The 15,910-nt window shown below is 41.2% G+C and carries 18 protein-coding genes; 8 read left to right on the top strand and 10 right to left on the bottom strand.

Going from position 1 to position 15,910, the window contains the following annotated elements; all coding sequences use genetic code 11:
- Positions 1–2: 2 nt before the first annotated feature.
- The 6 genes from AC1XUE_RS24035 to rpmG all read right to left on the bottom strand — a co-directional run bounded on the left by AC1XUE_RS24035 (position 3) and on the right by rpmG (position 4,254).
- Positions 3–479 (bottom strand): DUF4293 domain-containing protein, encoded by a 477-nt coding sequence (locus AC1XUE_RS24035; protein ID WP_483358538.1) that lies wholly within the window; start codon positions 477–479, stop codon positions 3–5.
- A 53-nt stretch (positions 480–532) separates the two neighbouring features.
- Positions 533–1,843, bottom strand: coding sequence for a 30S ribosomal protein S12 methylthiotransferase RimO (rimO, locus tag AC1XUE_RS24030; RefSeq protein WP_483358537.1), 1,311 nt, complete (start codon positions 1,841–1,843; stop codon positions 533–535).
- Between the two features lie 150 nt (positions 1,844–1,993).
- A complete protein-coding gene (locus tag AC1XUE_RS24025; protein WP_483358536.1) occupies positions 1,994–2,611 on the bottom strand; it encodes a PH domain-containing protein in 618 nt (205 codons plus the stop codon).
- Positions 2,612–2,698: 87 nt separating this feature from the next.
- Complete coding sequence (gene ftsY / locus AC1XUE_RS24020; RefSeq protein ID WP_483358535.1) at positions 2,699–3,661, bottom strand: signal recognition particle-docking protein FtsY; 963 nt, start codon at positions 3,659–3,661, stop codon at positions 2,699–2,701.
- Between the two features lie 150 nt (positions 3,662–3,811).
- On the bottom strand, positions 3,812–3,964 hold the full coding sequence (locus AC1XUE_RS24015; protein ID WP_015813059.1) for a DUF4295 domain-containing protein: 153 nt from the start codon (positions 3,962–3,964) through the stop codon (positions 3,812–3,814).
- 107 nt (positions 3,965–4,071) lie between these two features.
- On the bottom strand, positions 4,072–4,254 hold the full coding sequence (gene rpmG, locus AC1XUE_RS24010; RefSeq protein ID WP_015813060.1) for a 50S ribosomal protein L33: 183 nt from the start codon (positions 4,252–4,254) through the stop codon (positions 4,072–4,074).
- Positions 4,255–4,531: 277 nt separating this feature from the next.
- On the opposite strand from rpmG, the gene AC1XUE_RS24005 reads away from it, so the two are divergent.
- The 3 genes from AC1XUE_RS24005 to AC1XUE_RS23995 all read left to right on the top strand — a co-directional run bounded on the left by AC1XUE_RS24005 (position 4,532) and on the right by AC1XUE_RS23995 (position 7,804).
- Entirely contained in the window at positions 4,532–5,062 is a 531-nt protein-coding gene (locus tag AC1XUE_RS24005) for a c-type cytochrome (RefSeq protein ID WP_483358534.1), read from the top strand.
- A gap of 96 nt (positions 5,063–5,158) precedes the next feature.
- Positions 5,159–6,655 carry an Asp-tRNA(Asn)/Glu-tRNA(Gln) amidotransferase subunit GatB gene (gatB, locus tag AC1XUE_RS24000; RefSeq protein WP_483358533.1) on the top strand — a complete coding sequence of 499 codons (1,497 nt, stop codon included), beginning with the start codon at positions 5,159–5,161 and terminating at the stop codon, positions 6,653–6,655.
- Positions 6,656–6,682: 27 nt separating this feature from the next.
- A complete protein-coding gene (locus AC1XUE_RS23995) occupies positions 6,683–7,804 on the top strand; it encodes a redoxin domain-containing protein (protein WP_483358532.1) in 1,122 nt (373 codons plus the stop codon).
- A gap of 71 nt (positions 7,805–7,875) precedes the next feature.
- Here AC1XUE_RS23995 and AC1XUE_RS23990 read toward each other — a convergent pair whose 3' ends face one another.
- Positions 7,876–8,748, bottom strand: coding sequence for an NAD-dependent epimerase/dehydratase family protein (locus tag AC1XUE_RS23990; protein WP_483358531.1), 873 nt, complete (start codon positions 8,746–8,748; stop codon positions 7,876–7,878).
- A 19-nt stretch (positions 8,749–8,767) separates the two neighbouring features.
- Here AC1XUE_RS23990 and AC1XUE_RS23985 point away from each other — a divergent pair, with 19 nt between their 5' ends.
- Positions 8,768–9,772, top strand: a complete 1,005-nt coding sequence (locus tag AC1XUE_RS23985) for a gliding motility protein GldB-related protein (protein ID WP_483358530.1) — start codon at positions 8,768–8,770, stop codon at positions 9,770–9,772.
- A gap of 104 nt (positions 9,773–9,876) precedes the next feature.
- Positions 9,877–10,962: a complex I subunit 1/NuoH family protein gene (locus tag AC1XUE_RS23980; RefSeq protein ID WP_483358529.1), complete on the top strand. Its 1,086-nt coding sequence runs from the start codon at positions 9,877–9,879 to the stop codon at positions 10,960–10,962.
- Between the two features lie 5 nt (positions 10,963–10,967).
- Here the strand turns inward: AC1XUE_RS23980 and AC1XUE_RS23975 are convergent, their stop codons facing one another.
- From AC1XUE_RS23975 to AC1XUE_RS23965, 3 genes are all read right to left on the bottom strand, one after another.
- On the bottom strand, positions 10,968–11,426 hold the full coding sequence (locus AC1XUE_RS23975) for a DUF3299 domain-containing protein (protein ID WP_483358528.1): 459 nt from the start codon (positions 11,424–11,426) through the stop codon (positions 10,968–10,970).
- Between the two features lie 61 nt (positions 11,427–11,487).
- Positions 11,488–12,696, bottom strand: a complete 1,209-nt coding sequence (locus AC1XUE_RS23970; RefSeq protein WP_483358527.1) for an ABC transporter permease — start codon at positions 12,694–12,696, stop codon at positions 11,488–11,490.
- A gap of 48 nt (positions 12,697–12,744) precedes the next feature.
- Positions 12,745–13,371 (bottom strand): ABC transporter ATP-binding protein, encoded by a 627-nt coding sequence (locus tag AC1XUE_RS23965; RefSeq protein WP_483358526.1) that lies wholly within the window; start codon positions 13,369–13,371, stop codon positions 12,745–12,747.
- Positions 13,372–13,619: 248 nt separating this feature from the next.
- On the opposite strand from AC1XUE_RS23965, the gene AC1XUE_RS23960 reads away from it, so the two are divergent.
- From AC1XUE_RS23960 to AC1XUE_RS23950, 3 genes are read left to right on the top strand one after another with little or no spacing between them, the layout of a single operon-like run.
- On the top strand, positions 13,620–14,639 hold the full coding sequence (locus tag AC1XUE_RS23960) for a DUF6089 family protein (RefSeq protein ID WP_483358525.1): 1,020 nt from the start codon (positions 13,620–13,622) through the stop codon (positions 14,637–14,639).
- Positions 14,640–14,651: 12 nt separating this feature from the next.
- Entirely contained in the window at positions 14,652–15,350 is a 699-nt protein-coding gene (gene porG, locus AC1XUE_RS23955; protein WP_483358524.1) for a type IX secretion system protein PorG, read from the top strand.
- Between the two features lie 6 nt (positions 15,351–15,356).
- On the top strand, positions 15,357–15,899 hold the full coding sequence (locus AC1XUE_RS23950; protein ID WP_483358523.1) for a DUF2911 domain-containing protein: 543 nt from the start codon (positions 15,357–15,359) through the stop codon (positions 15,897–15,899).
- The last annotated feature ends 11 nt before the right edge of the window (positions 15,900–15,910 follow it).

Below are 15,910 nucleotides of genomic sequence, written 5' to 3'. Positions count from 1 at the left end.
TCTTAGCGGAATCTGTTGGATTGTTGTACAGCCTTTTCGTCTTTGCGTATAAATCGATTGGCAAAAACATTGGACAACATAGAAGCCATTAATCCGTAAAATCCTATTTCATAGTTGCCGGGATTTCCTTCGTCGAAAAGCTTGGCTGTGGTGTAGTAGCTATAATATATCACCAGCCCTATGATCACAGTCATCAGAATGGAGTTGACGGCACAAAGCGCTGATTGTAAAACCCTGTTTTTGAAATTGATGATGGCATATGCCGATACAATAGCAACAAGAATAGCGAGAATGATAAAAAAGTAAATAGGCTTTACTTCAGATTGCACCGGATTGAGCTGATGTATTAATTTGAGTGCATTTAATTCGGCCTGCTGGTCACCGGCAGCTGATACTTTTGTCCAGATCGGGAAGGAAAGAAAAACACCCATACCGATGATTGTAATTGCTAAAAATACGGTTTGAATTCTTTGTAACATCTTGAAATAAATGGATTTGGATGTATTGTATTGGTTTATTTTAATCGGATAAATTAAAGAACAAGATCTCCATAAAGGTCAAATTCCTCTGCGTTATTGATTTTTACATTCGCAAAGTCACCCAGGCGAACATACTGGCTAGCAGGGACAAGTACCTCATTATCGACTTCGGGAGAATCGGATTCCGTACGACCGATGAAATGTCCTCCTTCTTTTCTGTCAAATAATACTTTGAAAGTCTGGCCGATTTTCTGCTGGTTCAGTTCGTAAGAAATTCCCTGTTGCAATTCCATGATAGCGTCGGCACGTTCCTGTTTAGTTTCCGCAGGAATGTCGTCGGGCATGGTGTAAGAATGGGTGTTGTCCTCGTGCGAATACTGGAAAGCGCCGAGTCTGTCGAACCGCATTTTTTCAACAAAATCATATGTTTCGTCAAATAAGGCTTCTGTTTCACCTGGATGTCCTACAATCAGTGTTGTCCGTAGCGTAATTCCAGGTACTTTTTCGCGGATAGAATTAATAAGTGCTTCCGTTTTTTCTCTTGTAATACCTCTTCTCATTGATTTAAGAATCTCAGTTGAGCCGGTTTGAAGTGGCATGTCAAGGTATTTACATATGTTACTGCGCTCGTTCATGACATCCAGGATGTCCATCGGGAATCCGGCCGGATAGGCGTACTGAAGTCTGATCCAGTCAATTCCTTCTACGTCGGATAAATGCGCAAGCAACTCAGATAAATTACGTTTTTTGTATATATCCAAGCCATAATAGGTAAGGTCCTGTGCAATCAGTATCAGTTCTTTTGTCCCACGTTTTGCCAGTGATTTAGCCTCTTTAACCAAATCTTCAATAGAGCGTGAAACGTGTCCGCCACGCATGAGTGGGATGGCACAAAAGCTACATGGTCTGTCACAGCCTTCGGCAATTTTTTGATAAGCGTAGTGCGTTGGCGTGGTAAGCAGGCGTTCACCTACGAGTTCATGTTTGTAATCTGCTTTGAGTGTTTTGAGCAATCGGGGCAGTTCATTCGTCCCAAACCATGCATCGACAGTTGGTATCTCTACGGACAATTCATCCTTATAGCGATGGGACAAACAACCGGTCACGTATACCTTATCGACCATCCCTGCACTTTTTGCATCAGTGTAACGCAAAATGGTATTGATGGATTCTTCCTTCGCATTGTCTATAAACCCGCAGGTATTGATAACAACAATCTGAGAATTATCTTTTTTAGACTCGTGTGCCACATCAAAGCCATTCCCCTTCAATTGGGTATACAGTACTTCTGAGTCCACCAGGTTTTTAGAACAACCCAGTGTGACGATGTTGACTTTGTTTTTTACTATTCCTTTGGTTTTCATTATGGGATAGCTGATAGCCCCGTTTACGAAGCTATTCGCATGTTATGTGTTTCTGATAAAACGAATTACCTGTATCTCGCTACGCGCAGGTAGAGACTTTTGGGTGAGCAAACAGGGTTGCAAAGATCGGGAAAAAATATGAAGAAAATCCTACTTAATGATGGGAAATGGTGTATTGGTATGGCGATATGGAATCTTTTTAAAGAAGTGATCTAGAATCCAGGTTCCACTTACCTTGTCAGTAAGAATAAATTGACGATTGTCTTTAAGCGTATAAATGGCATATCCGAACTGGTCTCTGCTGTTAATATTACTTATACGATGTACATCGAGTATGTCACCATTTTCAATCATATATGCTTGACCACGAATGTCGATATGAACTGCTTTCTCCTCCGGTAAGGAGGTGATAAAAACATCCTTCGTATGCTTCCAGTAATTAGGGATAAGAATAATGGCGTAGACGGAAGCGTATCCGATCGTAACAAAGCACAAAGCAAAAAGAACTAATATGAGTAGAATTTGCTCCAGTGGCATACTAAAGTCTATCTTGAATACAAAATAGATGAACAGGAATAAACAAAACAATAGACTGATAGGAGCAATTGTATCTGTATCTGTGAAATAATCCCATTTAGTAGTATGGTAAGTACGCTGTATTTTATCAGGAGCATATTTACCATATGTATTTTGAGAATACCGGTACATGCTCCAGATGAGATAGGAGGCAACTCCAAATACAAATAAGAAGATTAAAAACACGTCCATGACGCTATCCTGGTTTCGTGGATAGGTAATATACGTAATTAAGCCCTGAAAATAAAAAAGTAATCCCCTTGTTTACTTATTGGGGTTTTATCCGATCTTCTTAAAAAGAGAGTCTACAAATTCGTTTCTGTCAAATACCTGTAGGTCATCCATAGCTTCTCCTACGCCAATGTATTTAACAGGAATTTTGAATTCGTCAGAAATGCCCACAACAACACCTCCTTTGGCAGTACCATCCAGCTTGGTTACAGCAAGTGCAGTGATTTCTGTTACTTTGGTAAATTCACGGGCTTGTATTACTGCGTTCTGACCTGTACTTCCATCAAGCACCAGCAGTACTTCATGAGGAGAATCGGGAATGATTTTCTGCATCACCCGTTTGATCTTCGAAAGCTCGTTCATCAGGTTTACTTTGGTGTGTAATCGACCGGCAGTATCAATGATAATCACATCAGCACCAATTTCCATTCCTTTTTTCAATGCATCGTAAGCTACGGATGAAGGGTCGGTATTCATGCCATGATCAATAACAGGTACGTCAACTCTCTTGCCCCACAACTTTAATTGCTCAACCGCTGCTGCACGGAAAGTATCAGCAGCACCCAGCACTACTTTATGACCTCTGGACTGGAACTGATGTGCCAGTTTCCCAATGGTTGTTGTTTTGCCAACACCATTAACACCAACTACCATAATGACATAAGGCTTGGGGAGATGAGCAGTCTCAAAACTGTTGGTAAAGTCGACAGATTTATTTTCAGTGAGTAGCTCTGCTATTTCCTCACGAAGTATTACATCCAGCTCTGCAGTAGTTGCATACTTATCACGGGCGACACGTTCTTCAATTCGCTTGATGATCTTCACCGTCGTTTCTACACCTACATCGGAGCTTACCAGAATATCTTCCAGTTCGTCAAGAACTTCTTCATCAATGGTTGTCTTGCCCACGATAGCGCGGGAGAGCTTACCGAAAAAGCTATCCTTGGTCTTTTCCAGACCTTTATCCAATGTTTCTTTTTTCTCTTTTGAAAAAAAATCAAATAAGCCCATATCAGCGTAGGTGAATGTCGGTGAATTAAGTGTGTCCGTGCTATTTTTTTACACGGTTTGCTATTATAAGCCAAAATTAAAACAAAAAAAGTCCCGATAGGGACTTTTTAAAATGCAATATTGTCAGCAATGACTGAAATACGATTAGTTTCAGTTTTTCAATGCGCCTTGTACGCCATCAAGAGGTACAATCTCTTCTTTGAAGGTATAGGCTCCTGTTTTAGGAGATTTTACGGCTTTAATGACTTTAGCAAAAGCCTTACCGCCTTCTTTTTTCAGGGTAGCAACTACTTTCTTTGCCATGTCTGTATATTTTTAAGTGTTATCGGTTTATCAACAATATATATTTCAAGACGAACTCTGATTAATTGTGATTAACCAGATACACCTTTCCAAATCTTAAGGCAGCCTTATTTAATCTCTTTATGCAGAGTATAACGTCTCAGGAAAGAATTGAATTTTTTCAATTCCATACGGCCAGGCGTATTCTTACGATTTTTTGTGGTCACGTACCGTGACATACCTGGTACACCGCTTTCTTTTTGCTCAGTGCACTCTAATATAACCTGTACTCTATTACCTTTCTTAGCCATTGCGTTAATCGTTTTTACAAATAGGACTGCAAAAGTAAGAAGATTTCAGACTATTCACAATAATTTATTTCAAATAAAAAATAAAATTTCGATGATAAAATTTTATAACTTGATATTATATTGCTGAATATAAGGATATTATGTATCGCTTGTGAGGCTTTTTGAGGTTGGTGAGGTAAAATTTATGAGGGAAATTTAACGCAAACTTAGTTTCTTCGTGGTATAGATTATCGGGAAACGCGATAACATGGCGGAAATTTTTTAAATTTTTAAAACAATGACACTTAAAAAAAGTACTTCGCTGGCAATTATTGCTCTGGCGGTTTCGGTATGGATGGGTTGTTCTTCAAAGGAAGATAAGGCAAAGTATGACGAATATTACGGATCAGGAAGCAAGGCTCGTGAAGAAGCGTCTCTTGTAAATATCCAGAACGAAAAAAAGAACGTTAAGCCTGCTGAGGCTCCGGCTGCGACTACTCCTGCAACATCCGGTGCTTCTACCGATACTGCAAAAACAGGCGAAGCCGCCCCTACAGCTGAGGCGAAGCCGCAACGTAAGGCCGTGCCGGCTGAAGTCTCTGCATTGTTGAACAAACATGCATGTTTTGCTTGTCATCAGGCTTATGATAAGGTAATTGGGCCTCCTTATGCAGAGGTAGCCAAGAAAAAATATTCTGTTGACGAAATCGTTGCCCTTGTTCACAGTCCTAAACCGGAACACTGGCCTGGATATCCTCCGATGGCTCCGATGACGCATGTTCCTAAAGGTGATATTGCCATCATCGCCAACTGGATTAATTCACTATAGTAATAGATAGTTGACATAACGTCATTATAAAATACGGGTCGTTCATATCTTGGACGACCCGTATTTGTATCTTTGTGAAAGCATTTGCATTATTATATGACTCAATCTGAAATTTCTCCCTCAACAATAAGTGAAGAATTACTGGCCGGTTACGAAAGCGTGATTGGATTGGAAGTACACTGTCAGTTACAGACAGAATCCAAATTATTTACTTCTGATCTGAATATGTTCGGGACGGGACCAAATACTAATATAGGGCCCATTACGATTGCTTTGCCGGGAACTCTCCCAAAAGTGAATAAGAAAGCGATAGAATATGCGATCAAAATGGGATTAGCATGTGATTGTTCTATCAGCCGCAGAACTATTTTTGATCGTAAAAATTACTTCTATCCCGATCTTCCAAAGGGATATCAGATTTCTCAGGATAAAAAACCAATCTGTGAAAATGGAGGTGTAACCATCACTACGAAAGATGCTGACGGTAAAGACGTGGAGAAGAGGATACGATTCCATCACATTCACCTGGAAGAAGATGCAGGGAAATCAGTTCACGATGGGAGCGATACTGCCACGTTACTGGATTACAACCGGGCAGGAACGCCGTTGGTTGAAATGGTATCTGAGCCGGATCTGCGTTCTGCTGATGAAACCGGAGCCTTTGTGACAGAAGTTCGTCGTATTGTAAGATATCTGGGTATCAGTGATGGGAATATGGAGGAAGGTTCTTTGCGTTGTGACGTGAATGTTTCAGTGCGCAAAAAGGGTGATACAAAGCTTGGTGTGAAGGTGGAGGTGAAGAATATGAACTCCATACGGAATATGATGCGGGCCATTAATTTCGAAACTGGCCGACAAATAGGTCTACTGGAAACGGGCGGGCAGATTCATCAGGAAACCCGGATGTTTGACGTCGAGTCGGGCAATACCTATGGTATGCGTATGAAAGAAACCATGAACGATTACAGATATTTCCCGGATCCTGATTTGAGCCCGGTTGTAATTTCTGACGAATGGCTTGCATCCATACAGGCTTCTATGCCTGCTCTTCCTAGTGAGTTGCGCCAAAAATTTGTAAAAGTGTATGGTATCCCGGCTTATGATGCACTGGTACTGACTGATACGAAGGAAATTGCAGACTATTTTGAAGCGGTTTGTAGCCAAACGAATCTATATAAGCAGGCCTCTAATTGGTTGATGGGACCAGTGAAATCCTACCTGAATGAGCACGATGGCGACATAGCCAAATTTCCAATAAGTCCGGATCGTTTGGCAGCACTGATTGAGCTGAGCGAATCAGGTAAAATAAGCCATTCGGTAGCATCTCAGAAGGTATTTCCGGTTATGCTTACAGAGCCAACGCGTTCTCCTGCAGAGATAGCCGAAACAAATAACTGGCAACAGAATAGCAATACGAATGAACTGGAAACGTTGGTAAATGAGGTGCTTGCAGCTATGCCTGATAAAGTAGACGCGTACAAAAAAGGTAAAAAGGGCTTGCTTGGGTTGTTCGTAGGGGAGATCATGAAGAAATCAAACGGAACGGCTGATCCTAAGCTTGTGAACCAACTTCTCAGCAAGCAGCTAAATTAACAGTTTTTAATACTTTAATTTATAAATATGAAGAAGTCATATCAGAAGTTTGCTCTAACGGTAGTTTTGCTATTAGGTACTCTGGTGACCTTTGCCCAAATTTCACCATTAGCGTTCACCGTGAACGGAAACGTACAGGGCGGAGTAAAGGGAGAGAAGGTGTTTTTGTTGCAGTCTGCCGCCAACGGGACTGGGACCAAGGTAGATTCTGCACAGCTCAGTGCTGATGGCAGTTTTACGATTAAAGGTACTGAAAAAGACAGGGGTAGTTTTTTTACACTCAATATTGCTGATCGTCAAAAGGCAGTCTTACTTGTAGAAGGTGGAGAAACTTTCAATGTGAAAGCAGGTGGTGCGGGAAAGGTTGTTGTGTCCGGCTCAAAGAACATGGAGTACTATGCTAAGATTGATGAACTGATGCAGAACTTCGCAGCGAAGGTGACGAAATGGAACGAAGAGTTTGCGGAAGCAGAAGAGAAAAAGAATACAAAAAGAGTGCAGGAAATACAGACTGCTTACGCGGCAGAAGATAAGATCAGGCAGGACGCGATTAAGAAAATGCTACCGGAAATGGGAACGTCTCTGATTGCACTTTTTACAGCCAATAACTTCTTGAATCCGGATCAAGATATGGCTATTTTGAAAAGCCTAGCAGCTGATTTTGAAAAAGTGAAACCGGTTCCCACATTGGCACAAGGATTTATAGGTCAGGTTAAAAGGGCTAATGGTGTGGCGGTAGGTGAATTAGCTCCGGACTTCACACTCAATGATCCGGAGGGAAATCCGGTTCAGCTAAGTTCATTGAGAGGTAAGCTCGTTCTTATCGATTTCTGGGCTTCCTGGTGCGGTCCTTGCCGTCAGGAGAATCCAAATGTTGTAAGAATGTATGATAAGTTTAAGGATAAAGGTTTTTCAATCTATGGGGTTTCTTTAGATAAGGAAGCAAATGCGTGGAAAGCAGCCATTAAAAAGGATAAGCTTACGTGGCACCATGGTTCGGATCTTAAATTCTGGAATTCTGTTGTTGCTCAAACTTATGGTGTAAGTGCTATTCCAGCTACTTATCTTTTGGATAAAGATGGGAAAGTCATTGCGAAAAACTTAAGAGGAGCTGCGTTAGAAGCCAAATTAACAGAGCTTCTTCCGTAAAAGACAATAAGATCAATCTGTTATAGATTATAAAAAGTCCGCCGGATGTACTTCTGGCGGACTTTTATAATTTATAGCTTCGGTTCGTAATGAAATTGCAGTGGATCGGGATAGCTGAAATTAATAGCATAGTAATCATTCAGTTTCTGACCGGAGATAATCTTGAAATCCGGAGCACTTTCGGCCTGCAGATACGTGGGAGCATCCCAACCAAACTGTACACAATTACTGTCATATACTTCACGACGGGTCGGATGTAAGGGGGCGACCACATTAAATGTTTCATTATGAATTTGTTGCTCAATCATTGTTGCTATAATCGAAACTGCATCTTCAGGGTGAATATAATTCACAGGTAATGCTCCTGTCGTGAGATCTTTTTTGCCCTTAACATACTTACCAGGTATTCGATCCAGACCAATAAGACCTGCAAGACGCAGTATCGACACTTTGCGTTCCGGACGCAGAGCAGTAATGATATTTTCTGCAGCTACCATCTCAGGAGATGCAGATTGGTCAGGTGAAGTTACATCCGCTTCGCTGACTACACGATTCAGATCAGGATAAATGCCTGTAGAGCTCAGAAATATAATTTCTTTTACGGGAGATTTTTGAATTTCCGCAACTACATGATTGATCTGTTGCAGATAGTGGCCCGGCTCGTTCTTGCTAAGGCGTGGAGGCAAGGAAATTACAACAATATCTGCTTCGAAAAACCGTGTTATAGTACTGTCCGGTGCTGTGAAGTCAGGATTCATGCTAAAGAAAAAACCTTCAATTCCTTCATTATTCAGTAGATCTAGCCGCTCAGCAGATGTTGTGCTCCCTTTTATGTGATATGAAATATCCTTTTGCATCAAGCGTTTAGCTAATGGTAGTCCGAGCCAGCCGCATCCCAAAATGCTTATTCGTTTTTTTTCTACTTTTGAGTTTTCATTCAACATTTCGTTTTCTTTTAAATCAATGACCTTCTTTCGCAATCTGGCCATCTTAAGTTGTCTTTATTTTTTAGTCCTTGCCTGTAAAAGTGATAAACGTGAAGTGGCCGATGTTTCTTCTGTAGAAATGGATATCCCCTATGAAAATCTTGATCAGGGGCTTCTGGATAGTAAATCAGTTAAAGATGTACAAAGTTTCCTAAACAAACATCATTACCTGAATAGTCTGTATTTTGCAGATGGACAAACCGATACTTCCCGTATAGCTGCCCAGCTTTTTAGTATTATCCAGAACCCGGGATTTCAGGATTTCAGCACACAGGTAGATTCCATTATTGGTGATAGAGAGAGTCAGATTATCCTGCCTTTGCAAGAGGCTCTGAAAAGAGTGAAATTGATCTATCCCGATTTCAAAGCGCCCAAAATCAAATTTATCAAGACCGGCTTTACAGGTAGTGATCTGTATGTTTCGGACTCACTGATTATTGTAGGGCTTGATTTTTTTGCGGGTCCTGAGGCCTATTTCCGTCCCAACGTTTTTGATTATCAATTGCAGAAATACCGGAAAGAATACATTGTCCCATCTATTGTATTTTATATTTCAAATCAATACAACCAGCTGGAAACGGATCCTACCTTACTTTCTGAAATGATTGGTTATGGAAAAGGCTATACCTTTGTAAAACAGATGATGCCCCAAGAGCCGGACAGCCTCATTTTTGGGTTATCAGCTGAAAATTTGCAACGTACATATAATAGTCAGCAGGATATATGGGCTCACTTCATTACCAATAAACTTTTGTATGAAAAAAATGAGCTTAAAAAGCAGAAGTATATAGGAGAGCGACCATACACAACAGAAATTGGAGATAAGGTGCCTGGTGGCATTGCCAAATGGCTGGGATGGCGGATTGTGGAGTCATACATGAAGGAAAATCCTGATGTGACACTAGCGGAATTAATGAAAAATGGGAATTCTACGCTGATTTTACAGGAATCGGGATATAAAGGGCAAAAGGACGAAGAGTAGTGAAGTTCGGATTACTTTTATGATTAATTTTACTTTGTTCAAATCACATTCCAAGGTTTTTCTTGATGCTACGGAATGGTCCCAAACGTGATTGATTTTCTGCAATGCCTGTAACATTACTTATTTTCCTTCTTGCTGTACCTGGTTTCGTAGTAGTAGGTGTGTACCTTGAACGTAAGGTTTCTGCCTTTATACAAGACAGAATGGGGCCGATGGAAGTAGGAAAATGGGGCTTGCTTCAGCTTTTCGCCGATTTGCTTAAGCTTTTGCAAAAAGAAGATATTGTACCTAAAGCAGCCGATAGAAAATTATTTCTGATTGCGCCGGTTGTCATTTTTGTTTCTGTATTTGCTGGTTTTGCAGTCGTACCGCTTGCGCCGGGCTTGAGTGGATCAGGTGCTGCTGTAGGTGTTTTCTTCCTGATGACCATCGTGTCGGTCGATGTAATCGGACTATTAATGGCAGGCTGGGGCTCAAACAATAAGTTTGCGTTGTATGGAGCTATGCGGGCGGTTGCACAGATTATATCCTATGAGGTTCCACTTGGTTTAACCATCCTTTGTGTAGTCATGCTTTCCCAAACGCTGGATTTACAGGTAATCAGTTTTCAGCAGGGCATATTCAGTTCAGAAAACATTTATCTATTCGGTATTAAAAGCCTCGGCATTGATGTAACACAAGTAGGAGGATTTTTGACCTGGAATATTATCAGAAATCCCTTTTTGCTCATCGCTTATATCGTGTTTTTTATCGCCTCCCTGGCTGAGTGTAACCGTGCTCCATTTGATTTGCCTGAAGGTGAGTCGGAGCTTGTAGCGGGATTCCATACAGAATATTCCGGTATGCGCTGGGCACTGTTTATGCTGTCGGAATACGGGATGATGCTACTCGTATCTCTGCTTGGAGCAATACTGTTTCTTGGTAGCTGGAACACACCTTTTCCTAATGTCGGTCCGCTACGGTTTGCAGACTGGACCAGTGGTGAGCCCGGTACATGGTTTGGATATATCACAGGTGCATTCTGGCTGTTGGGCAAGGCTCTTGGTGGTGTTATGATACAGATGTGGGTGCGCTGGACCTTCCCACGCCTGCGCGTAGATCAGCTCATGTATCTGGGTTGGAAAGTTCTAACGCCGGTTGGGCTCGTACTATTCTTTATTTCAGGTATCTGGCGTCTGATCGGAATCTGAACCGGTTATTCAGTGATTTCGGCTCCGTCTAAAATATAGTTCATCTGATAAATATCATCAGCATTCAGCTTCAAGGTACCGGTCAGAGTCAGGCGTTCGTCCGTTTTAAACTTCCTGCCTTTCTTTTTAAAATTCAAAGTCATTACGGTCTCAGGACCTGCTCCACCGCAAAAGAAACATGCACTGAACGGAAATGCTGAAAGTACGTAAAGATTAGCATCAAGATCCACTGGTAATATATAACCTGTAATCGTTACCTGTTGATTTTTTAGCTTTTGAACACCCGGTCCGAAAGTTGGATGAAGCATGTATATCGATTCCTCTGCATACCACTTCTTCTTAAATGTAACATCACGTAATTGTTCCCATGTTACCTTGATAGGTGCCTTGGGATTGAAGGATGGTGTAAAAGCGAACAAAGATCCGATAAGCGTGAATATGATGATGAAGCGGAAATATTTCATGTTCAGGATGATTGATTTTAAAAGCATAGATTCAGGCACTATAACAAAACTAGTAAGAATATCATTCCTCAGCCAACGTACGTGATATATTGAGTCGGTAGATGCCGATGGATGGAAGTGCAGCAGCAAGCAGACCTATTAATATAGCGCCACCCAACAAAAACAATTCCTCGTGTAGCAAACTGAAATCCTTTATAGAATAATGGAAATCCTTTTCTGCTGTGTTATTAAAAGCAAATAGTCCGGCACGACTTAAAATGATACCCGCAGCATAACCCATTATAGCAAGTATCAACCCCTCAGAAAGTAGCATGAGGAAAAGTTTGGTTCGCGTAGCACCCATAGACAGCATGAGAGCCATTTCATATTTTCTTTCTTTCAAAGAATTGTAAAGTGAAATGAAAACACTTATTCCTGCAATGCTTATAATGATGATGGCAAGCGCACGTAAGGTGTCAATACCGATCCCAAGAAGAGAAAATAATCTGTTGATTTCGATACTGGGTAACGCAGCCTGCATGGAAGTATTTTCATTGATCTGGCGTGGAAGTGCAATCAGTCCCATCGGGTTTCTGAAGCGAATCAGCGCGCTGGTAACCTGTTTCTCTTCCTGATGATGTTCTTCTTGCTCTTCGTGTGCACTTTCCTCTTCTGCATGCTCGTGAATATCCCATACACTGGAAAGGTCTGTTAATATCACCTGGTCAATCACAGAACCTGTCGCTTCATATATACCAACAACCTTGTATTTTTTATCCCCATGTTCATCTCCTCCGGCATCCAATCCGTGTGAACTGGCAAATGTACTGCCTATTTTGAGTGCGCCGGAAGCAGCCACTTTGCTACCGATTGTAACTTCCATTGATTTATCAAAGGGTTTTCCCTCTGCAATTTTAGCTTCGAAGTGCTGTGGATAAGCAGCTGTGGTTCCAACTATCCGGAATCCGTTAAAATTATCACCCATTGAAAGCGGGATTACAGTCTTAACGAATGGATTTCTCTTCAATGTATTTACCTCATCAAGAGGAATATTGCCAGTAGGTGCATCAATCTGGTAAATACTGGATAGAATAATCTGCAGGGGACTTCCCTTTGCCCCCACAACCATATCAATGCCACGGATATTTCTTCGGAATTGCTCATCCAGTTGTTTATTAAGCAGAAGGAGCAGAGATATCATCCCTATGCCGAGTGTAAGGAGCAACAAGCTCAGAAAACTATTGAGCTTTTTTTCTTTTAAATTGGCTATGCTGATTTTAAAGAGATTCATATGGTAAATTTGCCGGGTGTCAGACAGAATAATGTATTCGGAACAGTATTACAGAAAGACTCGGTTCTGAAATTCGTCTTTCAGGCGTTGATCGTGAGTCACAACTACAAGGCTTGCTCCTATTTCGGCAGATTGCGCTTTGAGCAGATTAATGACTCTTCCGCAATTATCATCATCCAGACTGGAAGTAGGCTCGTCAGCAAGAATCACACTCGGATTATTCATGAGCGCTCTGGCAATACTGACGCGTTGTTGCTCTCCTTGGCTTAATTGATTCGTTTTTTTTGAAAGATGCTCTGTAAACCCAAGCTCTTGTGCCAGGAAACGTGCTTTTTCCTTATCTAACTTTTGCCCTGCGAAATAATTCGGTAATAGAATATTTTCGATAACGGAGAGTGACCCTGTAAAGTGGGCACGCTGATAGATTATGCCAATCTGTTTGGCTCTTACCTTTGTAATCTCAGATATGGAAAGGTTGCTAATCAGCTTATTGTCAATCGTTATGTCTCCTTGCTGAGGTTTCAGTAACAGCGCGAGCAAATGTAACAATGTAGTTTTTCCTTTTCCTGATTGCCCGAGTATAAGTAAGGTTTCCTTATTACCGCAAATAATATCCGGAAATGTGAAATGTCTGTTATTGGAATAGGAAAATTGCAGGTTCTTACTTGAAATCATTATAATGCAGGATTTTGAATTATACAATAATAATGAAGTTTTCACCTTGTTCTTGTCAGCCAGTATTATTTTATTGTTACAATGCGGCTACTGACAGGCAGATTAACAGATAAGTAACTGAAAACAGAAAATAGGATTATATAAATTTTGCATCCGCTCCAAATAAAAGAATGGGAAATACGTTGAAAAGGAGATATAATCTGTGGAAAACCATCAACTATTATATTTTTGCACAAAAAAGATTTCAAATGCGTATAAAATTTGAACTGAAAAAAGTATCCGGAGCATTATCAATGATCCTGATCTTGAGTTTATTTGTTAACAATGCCCGTGTTATGGCGCAGAACCGAGGCATCTTTATGCCCTATTCATCTGTGGGATTAGGTCTGGGAACATCTAACTATTATGGAGATATGGCTCCTTACAGAAGGCCGATTGCTTCCACATTTACGATGATGCGTTGGAGTGTGGCCGGTAACTATACAAGACACTTTACACCACGTTTAGCTGCAAGAGCAAGTTTTACTTATGCACGTATTGCAGGAGATGATTACATTATGAACAGAGGTTCAAAACATGAGAATAATATTTTCTACGCCCGAAATCTGCATTTTCGTAATGATTTGAAAGAATTTTCAATACAAGGTATTTTTAAACTGACTCCGGATAACAGGAGCTACGACAGGCGTCCACAGTTTGGTGCCTACTTGTTTGCGGGTATTGCTTTAACTGCCCATAATCCGAAGGCGCTGGACTCACTGAATAACGGAACCTGGGTAAAGTTGCAGCCATTAGGTACTGAAGGGCAGGGAAATGAAGGGTATAAGGACAAGTATTCCTTAATAACTTTTGCCATCCCTGTCGGTGTTGGAGTAAGATATAAAATCAATTCAAGGTTTGATATTTCTGCAGAACTAGGTTTTAGAAAGACATTTACTGATTATCTGGATGATACACATGGCGCTTATGCAGATCCGTCATTATTTGCCAATGATCCTACAGCCCTCCATTTCTCAAACAGAACTCAGGAAAGATTTGCTGTAAGAAAGGGTGCCGACAGGACAGAGAGCCTCCAGAAATTTGTACAGACAAATTATGTTGGAGTTGCACCAGATGCTGATCCGTATGCGGTAATGCTTCAGCAGGGATTCGGGGCTCCAGGCACAGACAGAGGAAATAGCCCAACTCTTAAGGATAATTATCTGATCGGACAGATTCAAATACATTATATTATTCCGGCCCAAATTAAATGCCCTCCATTGAGATAAAATATTGTTCCGTTGAGTAACATTCCTACATATTTTCGTGATAAATACTTGTCTACACTGGCAAGTATTTGTTGTTTTATTATTTTTTCGATGTCACAGGCTTCAGCTCAAAAGATAGAGTTGGGTGCAGGACTTGGCGGTTTCAATTATAAGGGTGACATTGCGCCTCATCTGAGATTGCGCTTTTTTAAGCCCGGTGGAAGCTTGTTTTTTCGGTATAACCCCAACTCGGCACTATCACTACGCGCGGAAATAGCAGGTGGACTAATAGGAGCAAATGATGCAGCGAGCGACGATCCTTTTCAGCAAGCCCGTAATATGTCTTTTCGAACACGCATTATTGAAGGAAGTGCTGTAGCAGAATATAATTTCCTGGATTACAAAGACAGACGTTTTGCTGTAAATTGGACTCCTTACGTTTTTGGAGGAATTGGAATGAATAGTTTCAAGCCTGATATTGTAACGGCCAATTATAAAACCAGCGGACTGGTATTGCCATATGGTGTTGGAATTAAATACCAATTCAAACGTCCCTGGAATCTTGGGGTCGAATATGGTGCCAGGAAAACTTTTACCGATTATCTGGATAATTTGGGTGGTGATCCGGTATCTACGGATAAACTTGTGCAGGGCGATCCTTCTACCAAAGATTCCTACTATTTTCTCAAATTCTCCGTTACTTACACGTTCTATCGTATTTTTTGCCCTTGATTGCGTATGAAAAAAGCGCTCTCCCTATCCTTACTTTTTTTATTGCTGGTGATGGCGGGTTTTTTCAGCTATCGGCGTTATAGCAGATCGTTGAGTCCGACAGCTGTCGCGGTGTGGGATAAAGATAACCTGCATGTAGAGGTTCAATATGGTAGGCCAGCAAAAAAGAACAGATATATCTTCGGACGAGAACAGGATAATGCCTTAGTTCCTTACGGGAAAGTGTGGCGAACCGGTGCAAACGAAGCTACTGAAGTTGTCTTCAAAGAGGATGTCGTTTTTGCAGGTAGAAGTCTGGATGCAGGCAGCTATTCACTATGGACCATCCCGGGGCCCGGTAGCTGGATTGTCATTTTGAATTCAGAAACAGGGCAGTGGGGTACTGAATATAATGACGGGAAAAATATTCTGAAAGTAGAAGTCCCAATAAGAATTCACCCTCAGGTTCAGGAGCTGTTTTCTATAGATTTTGAAAAAATCCACGGTGGAGTCAATATGGTTCTTAAATGGGATCAGACAGAAGCCCTTATTCCTATACAACCCAGGTAAATATTTACCAT

The sequence above is a fragment of the Dyadobacter sp. HNCC25DJ187 genome, from assembly GCF_056895255.1.
The sequence above is the reverse complement of the archived record's forward strand: the minus strand, read 5'-3'. Positions and strand labels throughout refer to the sequence as shown.

Bases quoted from the DNA above. Each gene is read 5' to 3' on its own strand.
- AC1XUE_RS24035 (WP_483358538.1), bottom strand. From the start codon at position 479: ATGTTACAAAGAATTCAAACCGTATTTTTAGCAATTACAATCATCGGT.
- rimO (WP_483358537.1), bottom strand. From the start codon at position 1,843: ATGAAAACCAAAGGAATAGTAAAAAACAAAGTCAACATCGTCACACTG.
- AC1XUE_RS24025 (WP_483358536.1), bottom strand. From the start codon at position 2,611: ATGGACGTGTTTTTAATCTTCTTATTTGTATTTGGAGTTGCCTCCTAT.
- ftsY (WP_483358535.1), bottom strand. From the start codon at position 3,661: ATGGGCTTATTTGATTTTTTTTCAAAAGAGAAAAAAGAAACATTGGAT.
- AC1XUE_RS24015 (WP_015813059.1), bottom strand. From the start codon at position 3,964: ATGGCAAAGAAAGTAGTTGCTACCCTGAAAAAAGAAGGCGGTAAGGCT.
- rpmG (WP_015813060.1), bottom strand. From the start codon at position 4,254: ATGGCTAAGAAAGGTAATAGAGTACAGGTTATATTAGAGTGCACTGAG.
- AC1XUE_RS24005 (WP_483358534.1), top strand. From the start codon at position 4,532: ATGACACTTAAAAAAAGTACTTCGCTGGCAATTATTGCTCTGGCGGTT.
- gatB (WP_483358533.1), top strand. From the start codon at position 5,159: ATGACTCAATCTGAAATTTCTCCCTCAACAATAAGTGAAGAATTACTG.
- AC1XUE_RS23995 (WP_483358532.1), top strand. From the start codon at position 6,683: ATGAAGAAGTCATATCAGAAGTTTGCTCTAACGGTAGTTTTGCTATTA.
- AC1XUE_RS23990 (WP_483358531.1), bottom strand. From the start codon at position 8,748: ATGTTGAATGAAAACTCAAAAGTAGAAAAAAAACGAATAAGCATTTTG.
- AC1XUE_RS23985 (WP_483358530.1), top strand. From the start codon at position 8,768: ATGACCTTCTTTCGCAATCTGGCCATCTTAAGTTGTCTTTATTTTTTA.
- AC1XUE_RS23980 (WP_483358529.1), top strand. From the start codon at position 9,877: ATGCCTGTAACATTACTTATTTTCCTTCTTGCTGTACCTGGTTTCGTA.
- AC1XUE_RS23975 (WP_483358528.1), bottom strand. From the start codon at position 11,426: ATGAAATATTTCCGCTTCATCATCATATTCACGCTTATCGGATCTTTG.
- AC1XUE_RS23970 (WP_483358527.1), bottom strand. From the start codon at position 12,696: ATGAATCTCTTTAAAATCAGCATAGCCAATTTAAAAGAAAAAAAGCTC.
- AC1XUE_RS23965 (WP_483358526.1), bottom strand. From the start codon at position 13,371: ATGATTTCAAGTAAGAACCTGCAATTTTCCTATTCCAATAACAGACAT.
- AC1XUE_RS23960 (WP_483358525.1), top strand. From the start codon at position 13,620: ATGCGTATAAAATTTGAACTGAAAAAAGTATCCGGAGCATTATCAATG.
- AC1XUE_RS23950 (WP_483358523.1), top strand. From the start codon at position 15,357: ATGAAAAAAGCGCTCTCCCTATCCTTACTTTTTTTATTGCTGGTGATG.